Source organism: Jeotgalibacillus haloalkalitolerans (genome assembly GCF_034427455.1).
Taxonomy (GTDB): Bacteria; Bacillota; Bacilli; order Bacillales; family Jeotgalibacillaceae; genus Jeotgalibacillus; species Jeotgalibacillus haloalkalitolerans.
This window is the reverse complement of record NZ_JAXQNN010000001.1, coordinates 966,122-981,549: the sequence shown is the minus strand read 5'-3', so window position 1 is coordinate 981,549 and position 15,428 is coordinate 966,122. Positions and strand designations below refer to the sequence as shown.

The 15,428-nt window shown below is 42.8% G+C and carries 18 protein-coding genes; all 18 read right to left on the bottom strand.

Going from position 1 to position 15,428, the window contains the following annotated elements:
* Nucleotides 1-449: 449 nt before the first annotated feature.
* The 18 genes from UFB30_RS04530 to UFB30_RS04445 all read right to left on the bottom strand — a co-directional run bounded on the left by UFB30_RS04530 (nucleotide 450) and on the right by UFB30_RS04445 (nucleotide 15,383).
* Entirely contained in the window at nucleotides 450-1,280 is an 831-nt protein-coding gene (locus UFB30_RS04530; protein WP_322420487.1) for a flagellin N-terminal helical domain-containing protein, read from the bottom strand.
* Nucleotides 1,281-1,642: 362 nt separating this feature from the next.
* A complete protein-coding gene (locus UFB30_RS04525) occupies nucleotides 1,643-2,473 on the bottom strand; it encodes a flagellin N-terminal helical domain-containing protein (protein WP_322420486.1) in 831 nt (276 codons plus the stop codon).
* A gap of 176 nt (nucleotides 2,474-2,649) precedes the next feature.
* Complete coding sequence (csrA, locus tag UFB30_RS04520) at nucleotides 2,650-2,865, bottom strand: carbon storage regulator CsrA (protein WP_322420485.1); 216 nt, start codon at nucleotides 2,863-2,865, stop codon at nucleotides 2,650-2,652.
* Between the two features lie 4 nt (nucleotides 2,866-2,869).
* A complete protein-coding gene (gene fliW, locus UFB30_RS04515) occupies nucleotides 2,870-3,301 on the bottom strand; it encodes a flagellar assembly protein FliW (RefSeq protein ID WP_322420484.1) in 432 nt (143 codons plus the stop codon).
* Nucleotides 3,302-3,320: 19 nt separating this feature from the next.
* Entirely contained in the window at nucleotides 3,321-3,884 is a 564-nt protein-coding gene (locus UFB30_RS04510; protein ID WP_322420483.1) for a DUF6470 family protein, read from the bottom strand.
* A gap of 16 nt (nucleotides 3,885-3,900) precedes the next feature.
* Nucleotides 3,901-4,779, bottom strand: coding sequence for a flagellar hook-associated protein FlgL (gene flgL / locus UFB30_RS04505; RefSeq protein WP_322420482.1), 879 nt, complete (start codon nucleotides 4,777-4,779; stop codon nucleotides 3,901-3,903).
* A 12-nt stretch (nucleotides 4,780-4,791) separates the two neighbouring features.
* Complete coding sequence (gene flgK / locus UFB30_RS04500; RefSeq protein ID WP_322420481.1) at nucleotides 4,792-6,429, bottom strand: flagellar hook-associated protein FlgK; 1,638 nt, start codon at nucleotides 6,427-6,429, stop codon at nucleotides 4,792-4,794.
* A gap of 19 nt (nucleotides 6,430-6,448) precedes the next feature.
* A complete protein-coding gene (locus UFB30_RS04495; protein WP_322420480.1) occupies nucleotides 6,449-6,859 on the bottom strand; it encodes a flagellar protein FlgN in 411 nt (136 codons plus the stop codon).
* Between the two features lie 105 nt (nucleotides 6,860-6,964).
* Nucleotides 6,965-7,405, bottom strand: coding sequence for a YaaR family protein (locus UFB30_RS04490; RefSeq protein ID WP_322420479.1), 441 nt, complete (start codon nucleotides 7,403-7,405; stop codon nucleotides 6,965-6,967).
* Between the two features lie 106 nt (nucleotides 7,406-7,511).
* Nucleotides 7,512-8,321: a flagellin N-terminal helical domain-containing protein gene (locus UFB30_RS04485; protein ID WP_322420478.1), complete on the bottom strand. Its 810-nt coding sequence runs from the start codon at nucleotides 8,319-8,321 to the stop codon at nucleotides 7,512-7,514.
* Between the two features lie 3 nt (nucleotides 8,322-8,324).
* The gene (gene fliS / locus UFB30_RS04480; RefSeq protein WP_322420477.1) at nucleotides 8,325-8,777 is read right to left on the bottom strand and encodes a flagellar export chaperone FliS; all 453 of its coding nucleotides are present in this window, start codon (nucleotides 8,775-8,777) and stop codon (nucleotides 8,325-8,327) included.
* A gap of 105 nt (nucleotides 8,778-8,882) precedes the next feature.
* Nucleotides 8,883-9,176, bottom strand: a complete 294-nt coding sequence (locus UFB30_RS04475) for an EscU/YscU/HrcU family type III secretion system export apparatus switch protein (RefSeq protein ID WP_322420476.1) — start codon at nucleotides 9,174-9,176, stop codon at nucleotides 8,883-8,885.
* Nucleotides 9,173-11,380: a hypothetical protein gene (locus UFB30_RS04470; RefSeq protein WP_322420475.1), complete on the bottom strand. Its 2,208-nt coding sequence runs from the start codon at nucleotides 11,378-11,380 to the stop codon at nucleotides 9,173-9,175. Before UFB30_RS04470 ends, UFB30_RS04475 begins: the two co-directional genes overlap by 4 nt.
* Nucleotides 11,381-11,437: 57 nt before the next feature.
* Nucleotides 11,438-11,704, bottom strand: coding sequence for a flagellar biosynthesis anti-sigma factor FlgM (flgM, locus tag UFB30_RS04465; RefSeq protein WP_322420474.1), 267 nt, complete (start codon nucleotides 11,702-11,704; stop codon nucleotides 11,438-11,440).
* Between the two features lie 115 nt (nucleotides 11,705-11,819).
* Nucleotides 11,820-12,233, bottom strand: a complete 414-nt coding sequence (locus UFB30_RS04460; protein WP_322420473.1) for a TIGR03826 family flagellar region protein — start codon at nucleotides 12,231-12,233, stop codon at nucleotides 11,820-11,822.
* A 111-nt stretch (nucleotides 12,234-12,344) separates the two neighbouring features.
* Nucleotides 12,345-13,022 (bottom strand): ComFC family protein, encoded by a 678-nt coding sequence (locus UFB30_RS04455; RefSeq protein ID WP_322420472.1) that lies wholly within the window; start codon nucleotides 13,020-13,022, stop codon nucleotides 12,345-12,347.
* Entirely contained in the window at nucleotides 13,019-14,335 is a 1,317-nt protein-coding gene (locus tag UFB30_RS04450; protein ID WP_322420471.1) for an ATP-dependent helicase ComFA, read from the bottom strand. Before UFB30_RS04450 ends, UFB30_RS04455 begins: the two co-directional genes overlap by 4 nt.
* 205 nt (nucleotides 14,336-14,540) lie before the next feature.
* Complete coding sequence (locus UFB30_RS04445) at nucleotides 14,541-15,383, bottom strand: DegV family protein (protein WP_322420470.1); 843 nt, start codon at nucleotides 15,381-15,383, stop codon at nucleotides 14,541-14,543.
* Nucleotides 15,384-15,428: the final 45 nt, after the last annotated feature.

The following is a 15,428-nucleotide window of genomic DNA, read 5'->3' as shown; positions in this document are numbered from 1 at the left end:
CCTTGAGGGTTATATTTTAAATATCGGATAATCCCTGTTTATCTTTAGTACTAATGATTTTTGTAGACAAACTGTCTTCTGTCATTATTTCACCTAAAATTAAAATCGCCCCTACTTCCAAAATAGAAGTAAAGGCTTAGGGCTCGCATTTTTTCAATAGCAACTAGGCTACTCGACTTAAAAATAAGATGAAGATTTACAGGCAGTAATTAAAAAGATTTTTTAAATAAAATTTTATGATATTTATGTACTAAAAAACTCTAAACAAAGTAACAATAACCTATGTTAGCTATAATTCCTATCATATTGTTTAGGAATTCTCTAAATACAAATACAATTTTACATTCTTTTTTTGTAATCATTATCTTTTATGGATATATAGAATCTATTCTTTAAATATATAAAGAGACTCCAGTCTAACCAGAGTCTCTCTAAATTTGAATATAAAATTAACGAAGTAATTGTAATACAGCTTGCGGCTGCTGGTTAGCCTGAGCAAGCATTGCCTGAGAAGCTTGGTTAAGGATATTTGTTCTAGTAAAGTTCATCATTTCCTTAGCCATATCGGTATCGCGGATACGCGATTCTGCCGCTTGTAGGTTCTCTGACCCATTTTCAAGGTTTTTGATTGTATGCTCTAGACGGTTTTGAGTTGCCCCTAGTTCTGAACGATAAGCAGAGACACTATCAATAGCTCCTTGAACAGCATCTATTGTAGCATTAGCATTAGTATTATCGTCAACTAATAGAGAACCTGTATCTACACCAAGAGTAGTAGCAGTCATATCAGATAATGTAATATCAATCGTTGAGTTTGCAGAATTCGCACCTGTTTGAATACTCACAGTACCCACAGTAGCACCATCAGTACCTACTAAGTTTTGAGTATTAAATTCAGTATCAGCTGCAATTCGATCTACTTCTGCACTTAATTCATCTAATTCAGCCTTAATTGCAGTTCTATCTTCAGTAGCATTAGTATCATTTGCTCCTTGAACCGCTAGTTCACGCATGCGTTGTAAAATCGCATGTGTTTCATTTAAAGCACCTTCAGCTGTTTGAATGAGTGAAATTCCATCCTGTGCATTACGAGAAGCTTGCTCTAAACCACGAATTTGTCCACGCATTTTTTCTGAAATTGAAAGCCCTGCAGCATCGTCACCAGCACGATTGATTCGCATACCTGATGAAAGCTTCTCCATTGCTTTGGCACCTTGGTTCATGTTTACACCCATTTGACGGTGTGAGTTCATTGCATTTAGATTATGATTAATAATCATTGTAAATTTCCTCCCTGAGTATAGCCATCCACTTCCTTGTGAACGGTAAGTTTTATAACAGTTCATAGAGGTCGGCCGCCCTTTATAAACTGTTTACAGTAGTTATATCGGCACCTCGACAAGATATTTAACTGTTTTAAAATTTTTATTTTGTCGTATTTTTATCGTTCATCGCCAAAAGCCTTTGTAACTTGTATGAGCAAATATGACGATACATTTTTTTCATCGCGTTAACTATATTATCAAATGACTATAGTTGATGCGATAGAATGTTTTCTAACAGCTAAGCGAATGTATTGATGGACTTGCATAAAGATAAAAGAGACCCTAGTCAACTAGAGTCTCTTTACTTTGAAATTAAATTAACGAAGTAATTGTAATACAGCTTGTGGCTGTTGATTTGCTTGAGCAAGCATAGCTTGAGAAGCTTGATTTAGGATGTTAGAGCGAGTAAACTCCATCATTTCTTTAGCCATGTCAGTATCACGGATACGCGATTCTGCCGCTTGTAAATTTTCTGAACCATTATCAAGGTTCTTGATAGTATGTTCAAGACGATTTTGAGTTGCTCCTAGTTCTGAACGGTAAGCAGATACAGAATCAATAGCACCTTGAATAGAATCAATAGTAGTATTAGCATTAGCATTAGTATCAACTACTAAAGCAGCTGCACCTACACCAAGTGTGCCAGCAGTCATATCAGATAACGTAATATCGATCGTTGAATTAGCAGAATTCGCACCTGTTTGAATACTTACGGTACCAACACCAGCACCAGCAGCTCCTACTAAGTTTTGAGTATTAAATTCAGTATCAGCTGCGATTCTATCAACTTCTGCGCTTAATTCATCTAATTCAGCCTTAATAGCTACTCTATCTTCAGCAGCATTTGTATCATTTGCTCCCTGGACTGCAAGTTCACGCATACGTTGTAATATTGCATGAGTCTCATTCAGTGCTCCTTCAGCTGTTTGAATTAGTGAAATACCATCCTGTGCATTTCGTGATGCTTGTTCCAAACCGCGAATTTGTCCACGCATTTTTTCAGAAATAGAAAGACCAGCTGCATCATCACCAGCACGATTGATACTCATTCCTGATGATAACTTCTCCATTGCTTTTGCACCTTGGTTCATATTAACGCCCATCTGACGGTGTGAATTCATTGCATTTAAATTGTGATTAATAATCATTATTAATTTCCTCCCTGAGTTTACCCATTCACTTCCTTGTGAACGGTATTTTTTATAGCAAGTTCTAAAGGTCGGCCGCCCTGAATTCCCTGCTTACAACAGTAATATCGGCACACATTCGAATTATTTAACTTTTTTATATTTTTTTACAAAAAAAATCCGCATCAATGTGCGGATCAGTCTGTTGAAAATAATTTTGTTAAATCTACCGTGTTATTTGCTGCTTCATTCTCTTGCTGAATCGCCAGGAAAATTTCCTTCCTATGTATATCGACATGCTTCGGCGCATCTATCCCGAGCTTCACCTGATCACCTTGCACTGAAAGTACTGTAATTTCAATATCATCACCAATTCGAATCGCTTCACCGGTTTTTCTCGTCAGCACTAACATGGGATCACTCCTTTGTCGCAGCCGCTGCGACGGGCTGTTTTCTGGAGTAGTCATTGAGAATAATTTGCTTGGCCTTTTTGTTTTCCAGATTAAAAACGAGTGGTGCCTGCAGGTTAGCGGTTGATTCATTGAATGGTTCTCTTACCGTCAGGATGACGTTTACCATTGAATCTTCCGGCTTTTCAAGCGCTAATGCATGAGTAACTGCGTCATCAAGTTTAATTTCATATTCTTTAAAAAATGAAAAAGGGTTACTGATAATAAACCCAAGTGACGGTGTATTCACGGATTGCAGGACGAAAAATACCTCATTACCTTCAAACGAAAGAACAGTAAACTGCTTTTCATCCTCAAAACCCGGAATGCCTTTTTCAAAATGCCAGATGTCTTTTTCATTCAGTTCGATTTCACCGTGGTACTTTGTTTCGATCTTCATGGAACAAACAGCTCCTATTTTAGATTTCCTCATTCACAACGCTGAAGCTGATTGAGTTCAGCTGCTGCATGTGAATTTTTACTTCCTGTGGGGTGTAACTGATTCTCGGTTTTTGTGCACGTGTATTGTTTTCCACTCCGCCTTCAGTGAATTGGATATTAGTTGTGCCAGGGCGATAATTCATTTTCACACTGAATGGGGGTGGAATAAAACCAATGTTAAACGAAGGAGGCTGACCTTCATAGTTCCTTTTTGCAATTGACTTGATCGGATCGCCGCCATTTTCAATTTTCATCAGTTCATCACCTTCTGCTGAAACACGCTGCATGCCCTTTAATACATCCTGATTTCCTTCAGCAGCCCATTCACGAATTCGGCGAGATATAGGTTTGATATCCATCGACGCCCAGGCTTCTGTCTGGTCAATTGTCAGCCTGCCTTTAGTCGTTGTGATGCTCAGTTCAGATGGAGTCTGCTTCAGGTCAAGCACTGCCTGAGGCTGTTCGATCTGCTGCTGTCCTCTGGGTGATTCCATTCCGATTTTTGCATGGGTCTGATTAATTTGTATTTGAGGAATGTTCATTGGTTATCCCCCTTTTTTATCTAAGAAAATCCATCAGCGAAGGCTGAATAATCCTTGAACCCACACTCAGCGCCGCACGATGCACGCTCTCCTGCACCTTCATATCTGTAATCACTTTCTCAAAATCAATATCTTCATTATCAGACATCACGCGGGTTGCAATGACTTCCTGCTCACTCACGCGTGAGTCCATCAGTTCAATCCGGTTATATCTTGCACCGAGTGATGAACGTTCGTTTGACAGGTTTGTCATATGAGTATCCATATTTGTTATAAAGTTATTAATATCATCACCGGTTGAATTCTCATCTTCAAGGGTTGCAATGATGTTATCAATATCATCAAACATTTCCTGAGAAAATACAGATGTACCATCAATATTCACTTTAATATGAACACCTTTTGATAGTTCAATCTCAACCGATTCATTATTTTCCGGATATACACCATTTGCTACATCAAGCGGTTTATTCGTAGTATCAGTTCCGTTAAACAAATACTTGTCACCGAACTTTGTGTTGCCGATTTCTTCGATGTGCTCTTTCAACTGCTCAATTTCAGCGCGTGTTGCTTTTCGCTGATCGGCATCATACGTATCGTTTGAAGTCTGAACAAGCAGTTCACGCAGTCTCTGCATTGCCTGGTTCGCTTTATCAAGTGATGAATCAGCATTTTCCACCCAGTTATATGCTTCTGAGAAGTTACGTTTGTATTGCTCCACCTCTGTCAGGTTACGACGATAAAGGACACCTTTCATTGCGACAACGGGATCATCAGATGGACGTGAAATCTTCTTCTGCGTCGCGATTTGCTCTTGCTGTCTGCCCATTTTTTCATAGCTCTGCGTCAGGTTGCGCAGCATGTTACTTGAAAGCATTGATTGTGTTACGCGCATTTAGTTCACTCCTTATCTGCCGACTAAGCCCATGCCGTTAATGATTTTATCAAGCATTTCATCGACCATTGTAATGTTTCTTGCAGCTGCATTATAAGCGTGCTGAAACTGGATCATGTTTGTCATTTCTTCATCTAAAGAGACAGAGCTGACTGACATTCTTTTTTCCTCAACTGACTGTCTGAGGATCTCACTGTTTCCTGCAAGACGGTTTGCCTGAAGTCCCTGAACACCCAGCTTACCAATAACCCCTTCATAAAAAGAGTTCATAGAAGCTGTTTCGAGGCGATTGTAGTCATTGAGATTAATTGACTCTGCTCCGTCAAAACCATCCAGTGTGACCGTTTCGTTCATCAGCCAGTTTTGAATGTTTGATAGGTTGACTGCATTTTTACCGTCTCCTGCATTTACTTCACCATCAGCATTTGTCGTTGTCGAAGCAGCGATTTCCTTCGATGTAATATCGCTCATTGAAATCAGCTTCGACGCATTTTCATGATCTCCGCCCAGGTCTCCAAAGAATTGTTGACCGGAATTCCCCTGAAGATCAATTCCTTTTTCGTGTACAGCATTAAAAGTCTGGGAGAATGAATAAGCCAGGCGGTCAAGATTATCCAGCATTTCAGGATATGTTCCTTTAACCTGAGTAGTTCCGGTGCTATCCTGATAGCTATAACCATATGATTCTATTAATCCTCTGATCTTCCCCTGAGAAAAAAGCGGATTCCCATTTGCATCAGAGATTGAAAGCTTTTTTGATTCAATTTCTTTCCCAGTGCTTGAGAAAATCGCAATCTGACTGATGTCATCAGGTGTAGATGTCGTCAGCTTTCCACTTCCATTTGAAAAGCCAAGCTGATTGTAGTCTTTATTGGCAACAAGTATTTCTTCCCTGCCATTTGCACCGACAATGCTGATATTATAAAGACCTTCTGCTTCATCAGCAGGATCGCCTTCAGATTTAATTGAAGTAACCCGGATATCGATATATCCTGATAGTTCATCCACCAGCGCATCACGGCGGTCGTAGAGGTCATTCGGAATATTCCCGTGAGGTTCTACATCACTGATCTGGCTGTTCACGCTCGCAATTTGAGCAAGTAATGAATTCACACTATCCAGTGATACACTGATTTCATTTCCAATATTATCTTTGATCTGATTCAGTGAGTCATTCAGATAATGGAATGTGTCAACGACTGACTGTCCACGCTCTAGAACAACATTTCGCGCTCCGTCATTCTCAGGGTAGACCGATAGATCCTGAAGTGACTGCCAGAATTCACCCATAACAGCCCCAAGCCCATTTGTCGTTGGTTCATTCACGATGTTTTCCATCTCGCTGATGGCACTTGATTTTGAATCCCAGTAGCCAAGTTTATTTGACTCCTGACGGTATTGAATATCAAGGAATGAATCTCTCACACGCTGGATTGAGTTCGCTTCAACACCAGTTCCCATTTGGCCGGGAAGCTGCGGACGGTTCATTGCTGCAGGTGCGAACGGAGTAGTCGTACCGAAATTCACGTGCTGTCTTGAATACCCCGGCGTATTCGCATTGGCGATATTGTGTCCCGTTGTATGTAATGCGCTTTGCTGTGTAAAAAGCGCACGTTTTGCTGTTTCAAGTCCCATAAATGTAGAACGCATTGTTGTTCCTCCCTAATGGTCAGGCCTGCGAGTCAAACATAGACCTGACAGGCTGGTCGTCATCGCTATCTTCTTTTGAATAATTGATCGAATCAGGCTGCGGCATCAGCATGTCAAGGTTGAGTGAAACGAGCTGCATCGATTGAGTCAGCAAATCCTGATTCAGTTCATTCACTGATTTCAGCTCAATGATGACATGTAGCAGTTCACCTTTTTCTGCCTGAAGATCTTCCAGTGTATTTAGCTGCTGGCGCTTCGTTTCCAAAGCACTGATCGCCTGAATATGTTTTTGTTCATCTTTAATTAACTGATTCAACTGATCAAGGTTATTTTCCTTAATTACAGCAGTCTTTTGCTTTGCCAGTTCAAGCAGGCTTTTATGCAGCTTGAGCTGCTGATGAAGAATGGATTTAATTGATTGTTGAGTCATCTTGATCCTCCTGTTTTAAGGTGGAGGTAGTGTGAAGGCAGGGACAGACCCTCTCTTCAATAACCATCACCTTATATATCGGAAACATTCTGCAGTTATGAAGTCTTAAGAATAGACATTTATAATCAGCCCCTGAATTTCCCCAATTGTCCCTAGGATAGCAAGGCCTTTCTTTTCTTTATCAAGGACCTGGTTTGTCAGGTCAATCAGTTTCGTATCAATTTCTTTGACGATTTTATAGACTTTTGTGCGGCCTCTGCGGTTGAATCCACGCTGGTCTTCAAGCTGGAGACCGTTGTTAACAGCTTCTTCCATGAACTTCTTTACAAGACCTTTATATTTACGCAGGTCTTCTACTGTTCTGGAATCTGCAAGCTTCTTACCCTGGTCTTCAATTTCTGCACTCATAGCTGTAAGTTTATCCAATAGCGTTGTTGTACGCTTTTTTGACATAACATCCTGGAATGAAACCGATTCTTTCGCAACTTGTTCTTTCTTTTGTGTTTTATTTGTCTCAGCGGCACGGCCGATTCGTTGTACGTCCATTGTTGATCCCTCCACTGGGGTAGTTGTGAAGGATGGGGCCTGACCCCTGCCTTCATAGATTTAAAAATGGAGAAGTAAAAAATCTACTTCTCCACTGATTGTAACATTATTGAAGCAGCTGCAGAATGCCCTGCGGAAGCTGATTCGCCTGTGCAAGCATTGCCTGTCCTGCCTGGTTAAGAATATTATTTCTTGTGAACTGTGACATTTCCTTTGCCATATCAAGGTCACGGATACGTGATTCTGCTGCAGTCAGGTTTTCGTTAGCAGACTGGAGGTTTGATACCGTATGTTCAAGACGGTTTTGGAAGGCTCCAAGGTTACTTCTTTCTTTTGAAACAAGCGCAATTGCATCAGAAATACTCGTAATTGCTTCCTGGGGTTCCTCTACTAAATCTAGGGCATCAATGCCTAACTCAGAAGCGTCCATTTTTCCGATATTTAGGACAACCTGCTCACCTTCATTTGCACCGATCTGGAATGTAAAACCGTCAGCCTCGGATTCATCTAAAAGGACTTTACTATTAAACTGAGTTTTATCTGCAATTCTATTGATTTCTTTAACCAGCTCATTTACTTCATCCTGCACTGCTTCTTTATCTTCATCTTCCAGTGTCCCATTCGACGCCTGGACAGAAAGTTCACGCATTCTCTGTAAGATGTCATGTGTTGATGCAAGCGCGCCTTCTGCTGTCTGAACAAGTGATATTGCATCCAGCGCATTACGCTCAGCCATCTCAAGGCCACGGATCTGCGAACGCATTTTCTCTGAAATTGCAAGACCCGCTGCATCATCTGCCGCACGGTTAATACGAAGACCTGAAGACAGCTTCTCAAGACTCTTTGACGTATCATTCATTGTCTGATTAAGGTTTCTATATGCATTTAAAGCCTGGATATTATGATTAATTCTCATTGATTATTTCCCCGCTTCCAATTTGTTTAATGATTGATCCTGTACTTCTACCTTGACATGCTGCTCATATGGGTTCGCTTTAGTTGGGCGTGTTTTAGCGCCAGGACTCGCTTTTGTTGCCTGATTCCAGGAGTCAGTGATTTCTTTCAGAAGAATGAGCACTTCCTCTGCACGTGCAACATCCTTTTTCAGATTCGCCATCACTATCTCTTCAGCCATAAAGTTATACACTGCATCCAGCTGATCAGCGATAATGCCACTCTCATAGTTCAAGCCGGCACCCAATCTATGCAAAATATCATTTACACGCTGAAATGACTGATTCGCTTCTATGTAATTTTTATCTTTTGTCTCCTGAATTGCCTTTTCAAGCTTTGTAATCGCTGCTTCATATAAAAGAGAAGTCAGCTCCTGAGGTGATTTCTGATATAAAAGTTCTTTCGATAAAAAGTCCATCTCTTCCCCTCCTGCTACTTTCTTTATCGGGAAGAATGGAGAATGGTTAATAGGTAATTTTGCATTTATATAAAAAAATAGACCAGGGTCTGTCCCCGGTCTACCTTAATAGGTCTTCTCCATCTCCTCAATTAGCAGCAAAATCTCCGCAATTACGGCATACAGCTGCGGCGGAATGGTTTCTCCAAGATCGATATCGAGCAGATCTGCAAGCAGGCTGTTGTCTTCTTCAAGATGAATATTATGTTCCTTTGCAAGTTCAAGTATTTTCTCAGCGAGCGCGCCGCTTCCCTGCGCAACGACATGCGGTGAATCATCTCTTTCATCATACCGGATAACTGCTGCAGTCGGACCATTCATTTTTCTTTTGGCACCAGGATTAAAATAATGCGGTCTCATATAGAAAAATCATACCCTTTCTCAGTCATCACAGGAACGGCTTGTGCCGGTTCAGCTGAAACCTCATTAATTTCTTCTGCAGTCAGCCTGTCGAACTGTAATTGCTGAACGCTGTATCCGATTTTTTCAAGACGGTCTTTTGCGAGACTTGTGATTGGCTCCATTTTCTTTTCAAAATCCGGCTGATCATTCTTCATTTTTATAGACAGATTCCGCTCAGAAACATTCAGTGATACACCAATTTCTCCAAGCTTTTTCGTATCAAAGAGAAAATACAGGTTGCAATTTTCCCAGTCGACCTTCTGACTGCCATTTTTCGATTGCATGTACACTTTAAAGCTTTCAACCTTTTCCTGAAGGATAAATGGCAAAGTCATCACCATACTCTGTAGCCCTGAAGCATCTGTTTTACTGAGCAGCTGCTGGCCGGTAAGTTGTGTAAGTGTCTGATCCGCTTTGCCTTCGCCTGCCATTTTCATCAGCATCCCCTTCAGTGACGCAGCCTGATCCTGACTCTTATTTAACAATGAATGAGCCTGTTCATTTTCAAACGTCATACCCATTGCCCGCACATGTTCAAATGCATGACGTGCAGATGGTTCGTTCCTCAGGTTCTGCATGGACTGCTGGAGATTTTGAGCAGTTAATTTCTGAAGAGAAGGCTGCTCAAGCTGCATGATTTCCTTCGAAACGAAGTGCTGTACTTTTACATCCGACGGTTTAAATTCGATCTTTTCCATCATCGCTTTCACTTCCGAAGTAATCCTTGCTGCCTGCGCGACTTCACCTTTAGCTAAAAGCTTTGACGCTTCAGCCAGCTGGCCGCTTGCCTTCAGCAGGTCTTTCTCTGTCTCCATATTCGTATACAGCATGAAGTCGCCTTTTAAAATGGCTTTATCAAGCATTCTGATCGTCGCCTCTAACAATGGCTTGGACTGCTGAAGTGCCTGCTGGCGGTTTGCAGCAAACTCAATTTGACTTAAGTTTCTCGTCATATCTTTCTGGATATTTTTAAAGTCAATGGCTGCCTGAGACATTTTTTCGCTGACTCTCATAACAATGACATCCCTTGAATGCATTGGAATCTGAGAGGTCAGTTCATCTGACAGCATATACTGCTCAGATGCCGCTTTCAGTGGATAAGCTGCCGCTGCCTGCTCGATTCCCTGCATCATAACCTGCCTCGCCTGAAGTTCCTGACCATTCTGGACAAACTGCTCAGCTTTTGCTGCAGCCTGTTGAAGGGCCTGTCTGACATCACCGTTCATCTCAGGGTTATTAGCCAACACCTTAAATTGCTCTGTTACTTTTGAAATATCCGGCATTTTTTGTATGGCGGTTTTTGCGTCCTGAACCAGCAGCGCTTTTGATTGATCAATTGTCTGTGGCTGCACAACAGGCTGAATAAGCGAATCCAGCTTCAGCGCATTTTGAAGGAGTTTGGCAGCTTCAGGATTTTCTTTTAACAAAGAGCTGAGAACTTTTTGCGTTTCTGACGCAATTGCCTTCACATCACCTGTTGCTTCAAGCTGCCTGATCATTTCTTTTACTTCAGCCGGAGCACCTTTAGCAAGCAGGTTCAGTGCCTGAATCAGCTGCTGTCTTGCCGCCTGCTGTATCTGGCTTGCAGAGTGCCTCTGACCGGATGACACATCCACTCTTGCAGATGAAAGCAGCTCTGACACCGCTTTACTGATTGGAGGTCCGTGCAGCGCTGAATGGATCGCTGACAGTTTATTTGCAGTCAGATCAAGGTTTTTGGACACTGCTGCCTGGATGGTTTCAAGCTTTTGTTGAGGTGTGGCATCCGTTTTAGATAAAAATTGATTTAATTCTTTAACTAATGCCGGATCCACTTTTACGCCTTTTGCTGATAAATGCTGTAATGCGTTTTTCAACTCAGGTGACAGCGGTTTCCCGTCATTCATTTTCACAAAATCATGCGCCTGTGCGGATGTTTGCTGCTGTGACTGCCTCACCATAGGAAGACCTTCCTTCGTACCGGTCACTTCGAGCTGAACACGCCCTGAATCAGGCAGTTTGCCATCTGTTTTCACTTTCACTTCCTGCCCTCTGACCAGAAGTATAGTCTCATTGCCATGTTTACTTTTTACAGTTGCTGAAAATAAATCACCCTGCTTCAATGAAACTTCTTTCTGGCCCTGAGGCTGACTGCTGACTGATGGATCCATTTTAATCTGCACGTTTTTTACACCTCCATTTATACACAAAAAATTGCCCATCAAATGAGCAATTTTTTATCAGGACTGACGATAGAATTTCATAAGGTTTTCAGCTGTTTTATTAGCGTCCGGTTTGTATGTTCCGTTCTCTACCGCTGCCTTCAGCTGATCAACCCGTTCCTGACGGCCTTCCTGTATTTTATTTAAGCTTTGCATTTCCTTTGCCTCTGCTGAAATCTCTACCTTATCCGCCTTTTTCTGCTTCTGCAGCTCTGCCTGCTCCACTTTTGCTTCCTGGCGTTTATAAGGATTGACCGGATTCTGATGAAAAGGATTAATTTTCAAAGCTCTCACCTGCTTTCTATAGTCGATATTGTTGTGTTACCCATTATATCGGCAGGGTGAACAAAAATTAAAGACGCAGGGGAAAATTAGAATAAAAGTCCCAGGCGTCTTTATGTTATTTGTCTCGGTTTGATAAATAAGTTTTTCTATTGCTATTCGCAACCGCTTCACGAAATTCCATATTAGATTCGTGCTGTTTTAAATCTGTTTTAATATTGTCAGTGCAGGACCTGCAGATTTTCCCCTGAATAATCAGCGTACCACAGTTATCACATGGATAACCGAGCCCCGGGAACTGTGCCGGATGAAGCCTGCGCTTACGGACCCATTTGTGCAGCAGGCTCGCTGAAGCACCCGTCACTTCAGTAATCCGCTCAATTGTAGCCGCTCTGTTTTCACGCTGCCTTAAAAAACGGTAGACCTGCTCAAACAGCTCTTCTTCTTCTTTCTGACACTTCGGACAAACATCACGAAGACCATTATAATTAAAGATGGCATTACATTTCGGACAATTTTTCAGCTCCGCCATTTGCCAGTCCTCCTCAAGTCATTTTCTTTAGTATAAAACGAATGAGGAATAAATGGAAGCTAATATATAGGTCTTTATCTTTACCCTTCACAACTTTATCACTAGGAGAGGTTACCTCCCAATCGTGATAGATCTGATTTCTCCTGCCCCTGATTCCTTCAAAACCTGCGCAGCTCTTCTGATTGTCGTACCGGTTGTGTATAAATCATCAATCAGCACAACCGGTTCCCCATCCAGTGCCCTGATCGCCGCAAAAGGATTCTCACCACGATGCCTGTCCCGCTTTAATTTCTTCGCCTGCGCAGCTTCACCGTTTCGCCGAAGTAATAAGTGCTCATATTTAATTCCGGCGCACTCCAGTAAAGCTTCCGTCTGGTTAAACCCTCTCTCTTTTAAACGATCGGCACTCACAGGGACAGGCGTCAAAATTGCTTCTTTCTTAAAAGGCTTAAGCAGATCTGTTAACTCCTTGCGAAAACATCCCGCGAGCGCATAATCACCGTTATATTTCAGCCGCTTGATCAGCTCTTTCAGCGCAGGATTATAGGCGTAAATCGAATGATTAGAAATCAGCGCATCCTGAAAAACAGGGTCTTCTGCCCATGAGTTACAGTCGCTGCAAATTCCCTCTGTCTCCATTCCTCTTGAACAAACCGTACACCCCGGACCTTCTAACCTGATCAGTTCCGCCCTGCACACATCACAAAACGGATCCTCCACTCTTTTAAAAAACAGGTCAGTCCATCCAATCTCTTCAAGCATTACACCATTGCAATAAAGGCACCTCATACAAGAAACCCCTTCACATATCCAAGCTTAGCTGCTTCCTTATTCATCAGGACGATATGCCGCTGCGCTTTGACCATGGCATCCGTCAGCCCATTATGAAAAAACGTCACATTTCCTTTTGGCTTCAGTGGATCCCGTCCGACTCTTCCCGCAATCTGCACGAGCGCCGCTTCAGTAAAAACCGGATCGCCTGCACCCACTACAGCCACCTCCACCCCTGAAAAAGTAACGCCTCTTTCTAAAATGGTGGTCGTCAGCAGCAACTCACACTTCCCTTCTCTAAAAGCCATCACTTTTTCACCGCGATCCGGATCAGCAGAATGAACGCTCGGCACATCCAACAGACCGGCATATGCCTGCATCGATTCAATATCCGGCATAAAAACAAGTACTTTCGGGTGAACGGATAACCATTTTAATAAAGCCGGATCCACCCTTTTTTTAAGCAATCCTTTACGCCAGTTACCCAGCCACTTCGTCTCAGGAACCGGCAGCGGAAAGCCATGAAATCTGGCGGGGATTTTAATAATTTGGTCAGTTTTGATTTTTCTCGAGGGTGTTGCGCTGAGGTAAATCAAAGTAGAGGATTTTTTGCGGGCTAATTGTGAGGTGTTCTGGAGCGCATCATCTGCTGAAAAAGGAAATGCATCCACTTCATCAATGACCATCACATCAAATGCTTCCCTGAATCGGATCAGCTGATGTGTTGTAGCAATGGTGAGGTGTGCATGCGGCAGCCTGTCCTCGCTGCCTCCATAAAGAGACTCAATATCTGCAGTTGGAAATGCACGTTTTAGCCTTGGAGCAAGCTCCTGTACAACGTCGCGTCTCGGCGTCGCAATGCAGATGCGGAGTCCTTTTTGCAATGCTGTTTCTATCATATGAAATAAAATCTCAGTCTTCCCCGCGCCGCAAACTGCATGGACGAGAATGGACTTTTTTGTATCAATTGATGTAACCAGTGCATCAGAAGCTCTCTGCTGCGGCAGCGAAAGCTCACCCTCCCATTGCAGAACCGGCTCAGGTGGCGGCGACGGTTTGTAAGGCGCACCCTTCCAAAGCACAACCCGCTCACACTCAGACGTTTTTCCCATCTGAATGCAATTCCGGCAATACGTGCACTGCTGCCCGCACTTCCCGCACGGATGCGCTGCAAATAAATGCCGCTTTTTATTACCACAGCGGTTACAAACGTATTTTTCAACAGCCGGGATACACTCGACCTGATTTTCAATTTGAGATAAAGGAAATAGTTGAATGACTTCTGAGAGCAGAAACTGTCTTCCGGAGAGGAATTGTTGGGGAGTAGTCATGTGTGGGGGCTCCTTTTGGGGTATTTTGTTGTAATTATAGTTCATAGTGGTTAGCTTAAGGAGATAGTGAAGTTTAGAGTGCAGCGGAGCGCAGGGCGGCGGAAAGGGACAGGTGAGACCATACGGTGAAGCCGTAGGGGCTCACCGCCCGGCCGCGGAAAGCGTCCGCCCGAAGCGCAGCGAAACGCTTCAGGAAGGAACACTTTTATTTTTTCATCCAGCCAAGACCCATCGACCCCTCACCAAGATGAGTGCCAATCACAGGTCCAAAATGACTGATGCGGAACGATACATTCGGCAGTTCACTGCTGATCTCATTTTTCCATTTAATCGCCTCTTCTTCACGATTCGCATGGATAATCACAGCCTGCACCTGCTCATATTTCTCAGCATCATCCTTCAGTAAATCAACAATCCGCTTCATCGCTTTTTTACGCGTCCGGATTTTTTCAAACGGCTCAATTCTTGTATCTACAAAATGCAATAAAGGCTTTACCTGAAGCATGCTTCCAATAATCGCCTGCGCATTTGATAGACGTCCGCCACGCTGAAGATGACCCAGATTATCAACCATAAAATAAGCGCGCGTCGTTTCCTTCAGTTCATTTAAACGGGTCAGAATTTCCTCAGCGCCTGCACCATCCTTTGCCATCACAGCAGCTTCCAGCACAAACATCCCCTGTACCATACAGGAGATTTCCGAATCAAAAGGATACACTTTTACATCGTCAACCATCTCACCAGCCTGAACCGCACCGGCATATGTACCGCTGATCCCGCTTGATAAATGAATCGTGACCACTTCATCGTAATCCCTACTCAGCTCTTCAAACAAAGAAGCGAATGTACCGACCGCAGGCTGAGACGTTTTCGGCAGCGCACCGCCTTTACGGACCTCGTCATAAAATTCATCTGTTGTGAGATCGACCTCTTCCTCATATGTCTTGCCATTCATGATGACACAAAGCGGCACCATGCGAATATCGTACATCTCACGCAGTTCCACCGGCAAATAAGCCGTACTATCAGTTACCACTGCCGTTCTCATTGAATCATCCTATCTATCCTGCATTTCCATCAAAATGGATACTTA

Bases quoted from the DNA above. Each gene is read 5' to 3' on its own strand.
- UFB30_RS04510 (WP_322420483.1), bottom strand. From the start codon at position 3,884: ATGAACATTCCTCAAATACAAATTAATCAGACCCATGCAAAAATCGGA.
- UFB30_RS04460 (WP_322420473.1), bottom strand. From the start codon at position 12,233: ATGGCGGAGCTGAAAAATTGTCCGAAATGTAATGCCATCTTTAATTAT.
- csrA (WP_322420485.1), bottom strand. From the start codon at position 2,865: ATGTTAGTGCTGACGAGAAAAACCGGTGAAGCGATTCGAATTGGTGAT.
- flgL (WP_322420482.1), bottom strand. From the start codon at position 4,779: ATGCGCGTAACACAATCAATGCTTTCAAGTAACATGCTGCGCAACCTG.
- UFB30_RS04450 (WP_322420471.1), bottom strand. From the start codon at position 14,335: ATGACTACTCCCCAACAATTCCTCTCCGGAAGACAGTTTCTGCTCTCA.
- UFB30_RS04525 (WP_322420486.1), bottom strand. From the start codon at position 2,473: ATGATTATTAATCACAATTTAAATGCAATGAATTCACACCGTCAGATG.
- UFB30_RS04495 (WP_322420480.1), bottom strand. From the start codon at position 6,859: ATGACTCAACAATCAATTAAATCCATTCTTCATCAGCAGCTCAAGCTG.
- UFB30_RS04485 (WP_322420478.1), bottom strand. From the start codon at position 8,321: ATGAGAATTAATCATAATATCCAGGCTTTAAATGCATATAGAAACCTT.
- fliW (WP_322420484.1), bottom strand. From the start codon at position 3,301: ATGAAGATCGAAACAAAGTACCACGGTGAAATCGAACTGAATGAAAAA.
- UFB30_RS04475 (WP_322420476.1), bottom strand. From the start codon at position 9,176: ATGAGACCGCATTATTTTAATCCTGGTGCCAAAAGAAAAATGAATGGT.
- UFB30_RS04445 (WP_322420470.1), bottom strand. From the start codon at position 15,383: ATGAGAACGGCAGTGGTAACTGATAGTACGGCTTATTTGCCGGTGGAA.
- UFB30_RS04490 (WP_322420479.1), bottom strand. From the start codon at position 7,405: ATGGACGTACAACGAATCGGCCGTGCCGCTGAGACAAATAAAACACAA.
- flgK (WP_322420481.1), bottom strand. From the start codon at position 6,429: ATGCGTTCTACATTTATGGGACTTGAAACAGCAAAACGTGCGCTTTTT.
- fliS (WP_322420477.1), bottom strand. From the start codon at position 8,777: ATGGACTTTTTATCGAAAGAACTTTTATATCAGAAATCACCTCAGGAG.
- UFB30_RS04530 (WP_322420487.1), bottom strand. From the start codon at position 1,280: ATGATTATTAATCATAATCTAAATGCAATGAACTCACACCGTCAAATG.
- UFB30_RS04455 (WP_322420472.1), bottom strand. From the start codon at position 13,022: ATGAGGTGCCTTTATTGCAATGGTGTAATGCTTGAAGAGATTGGATGG.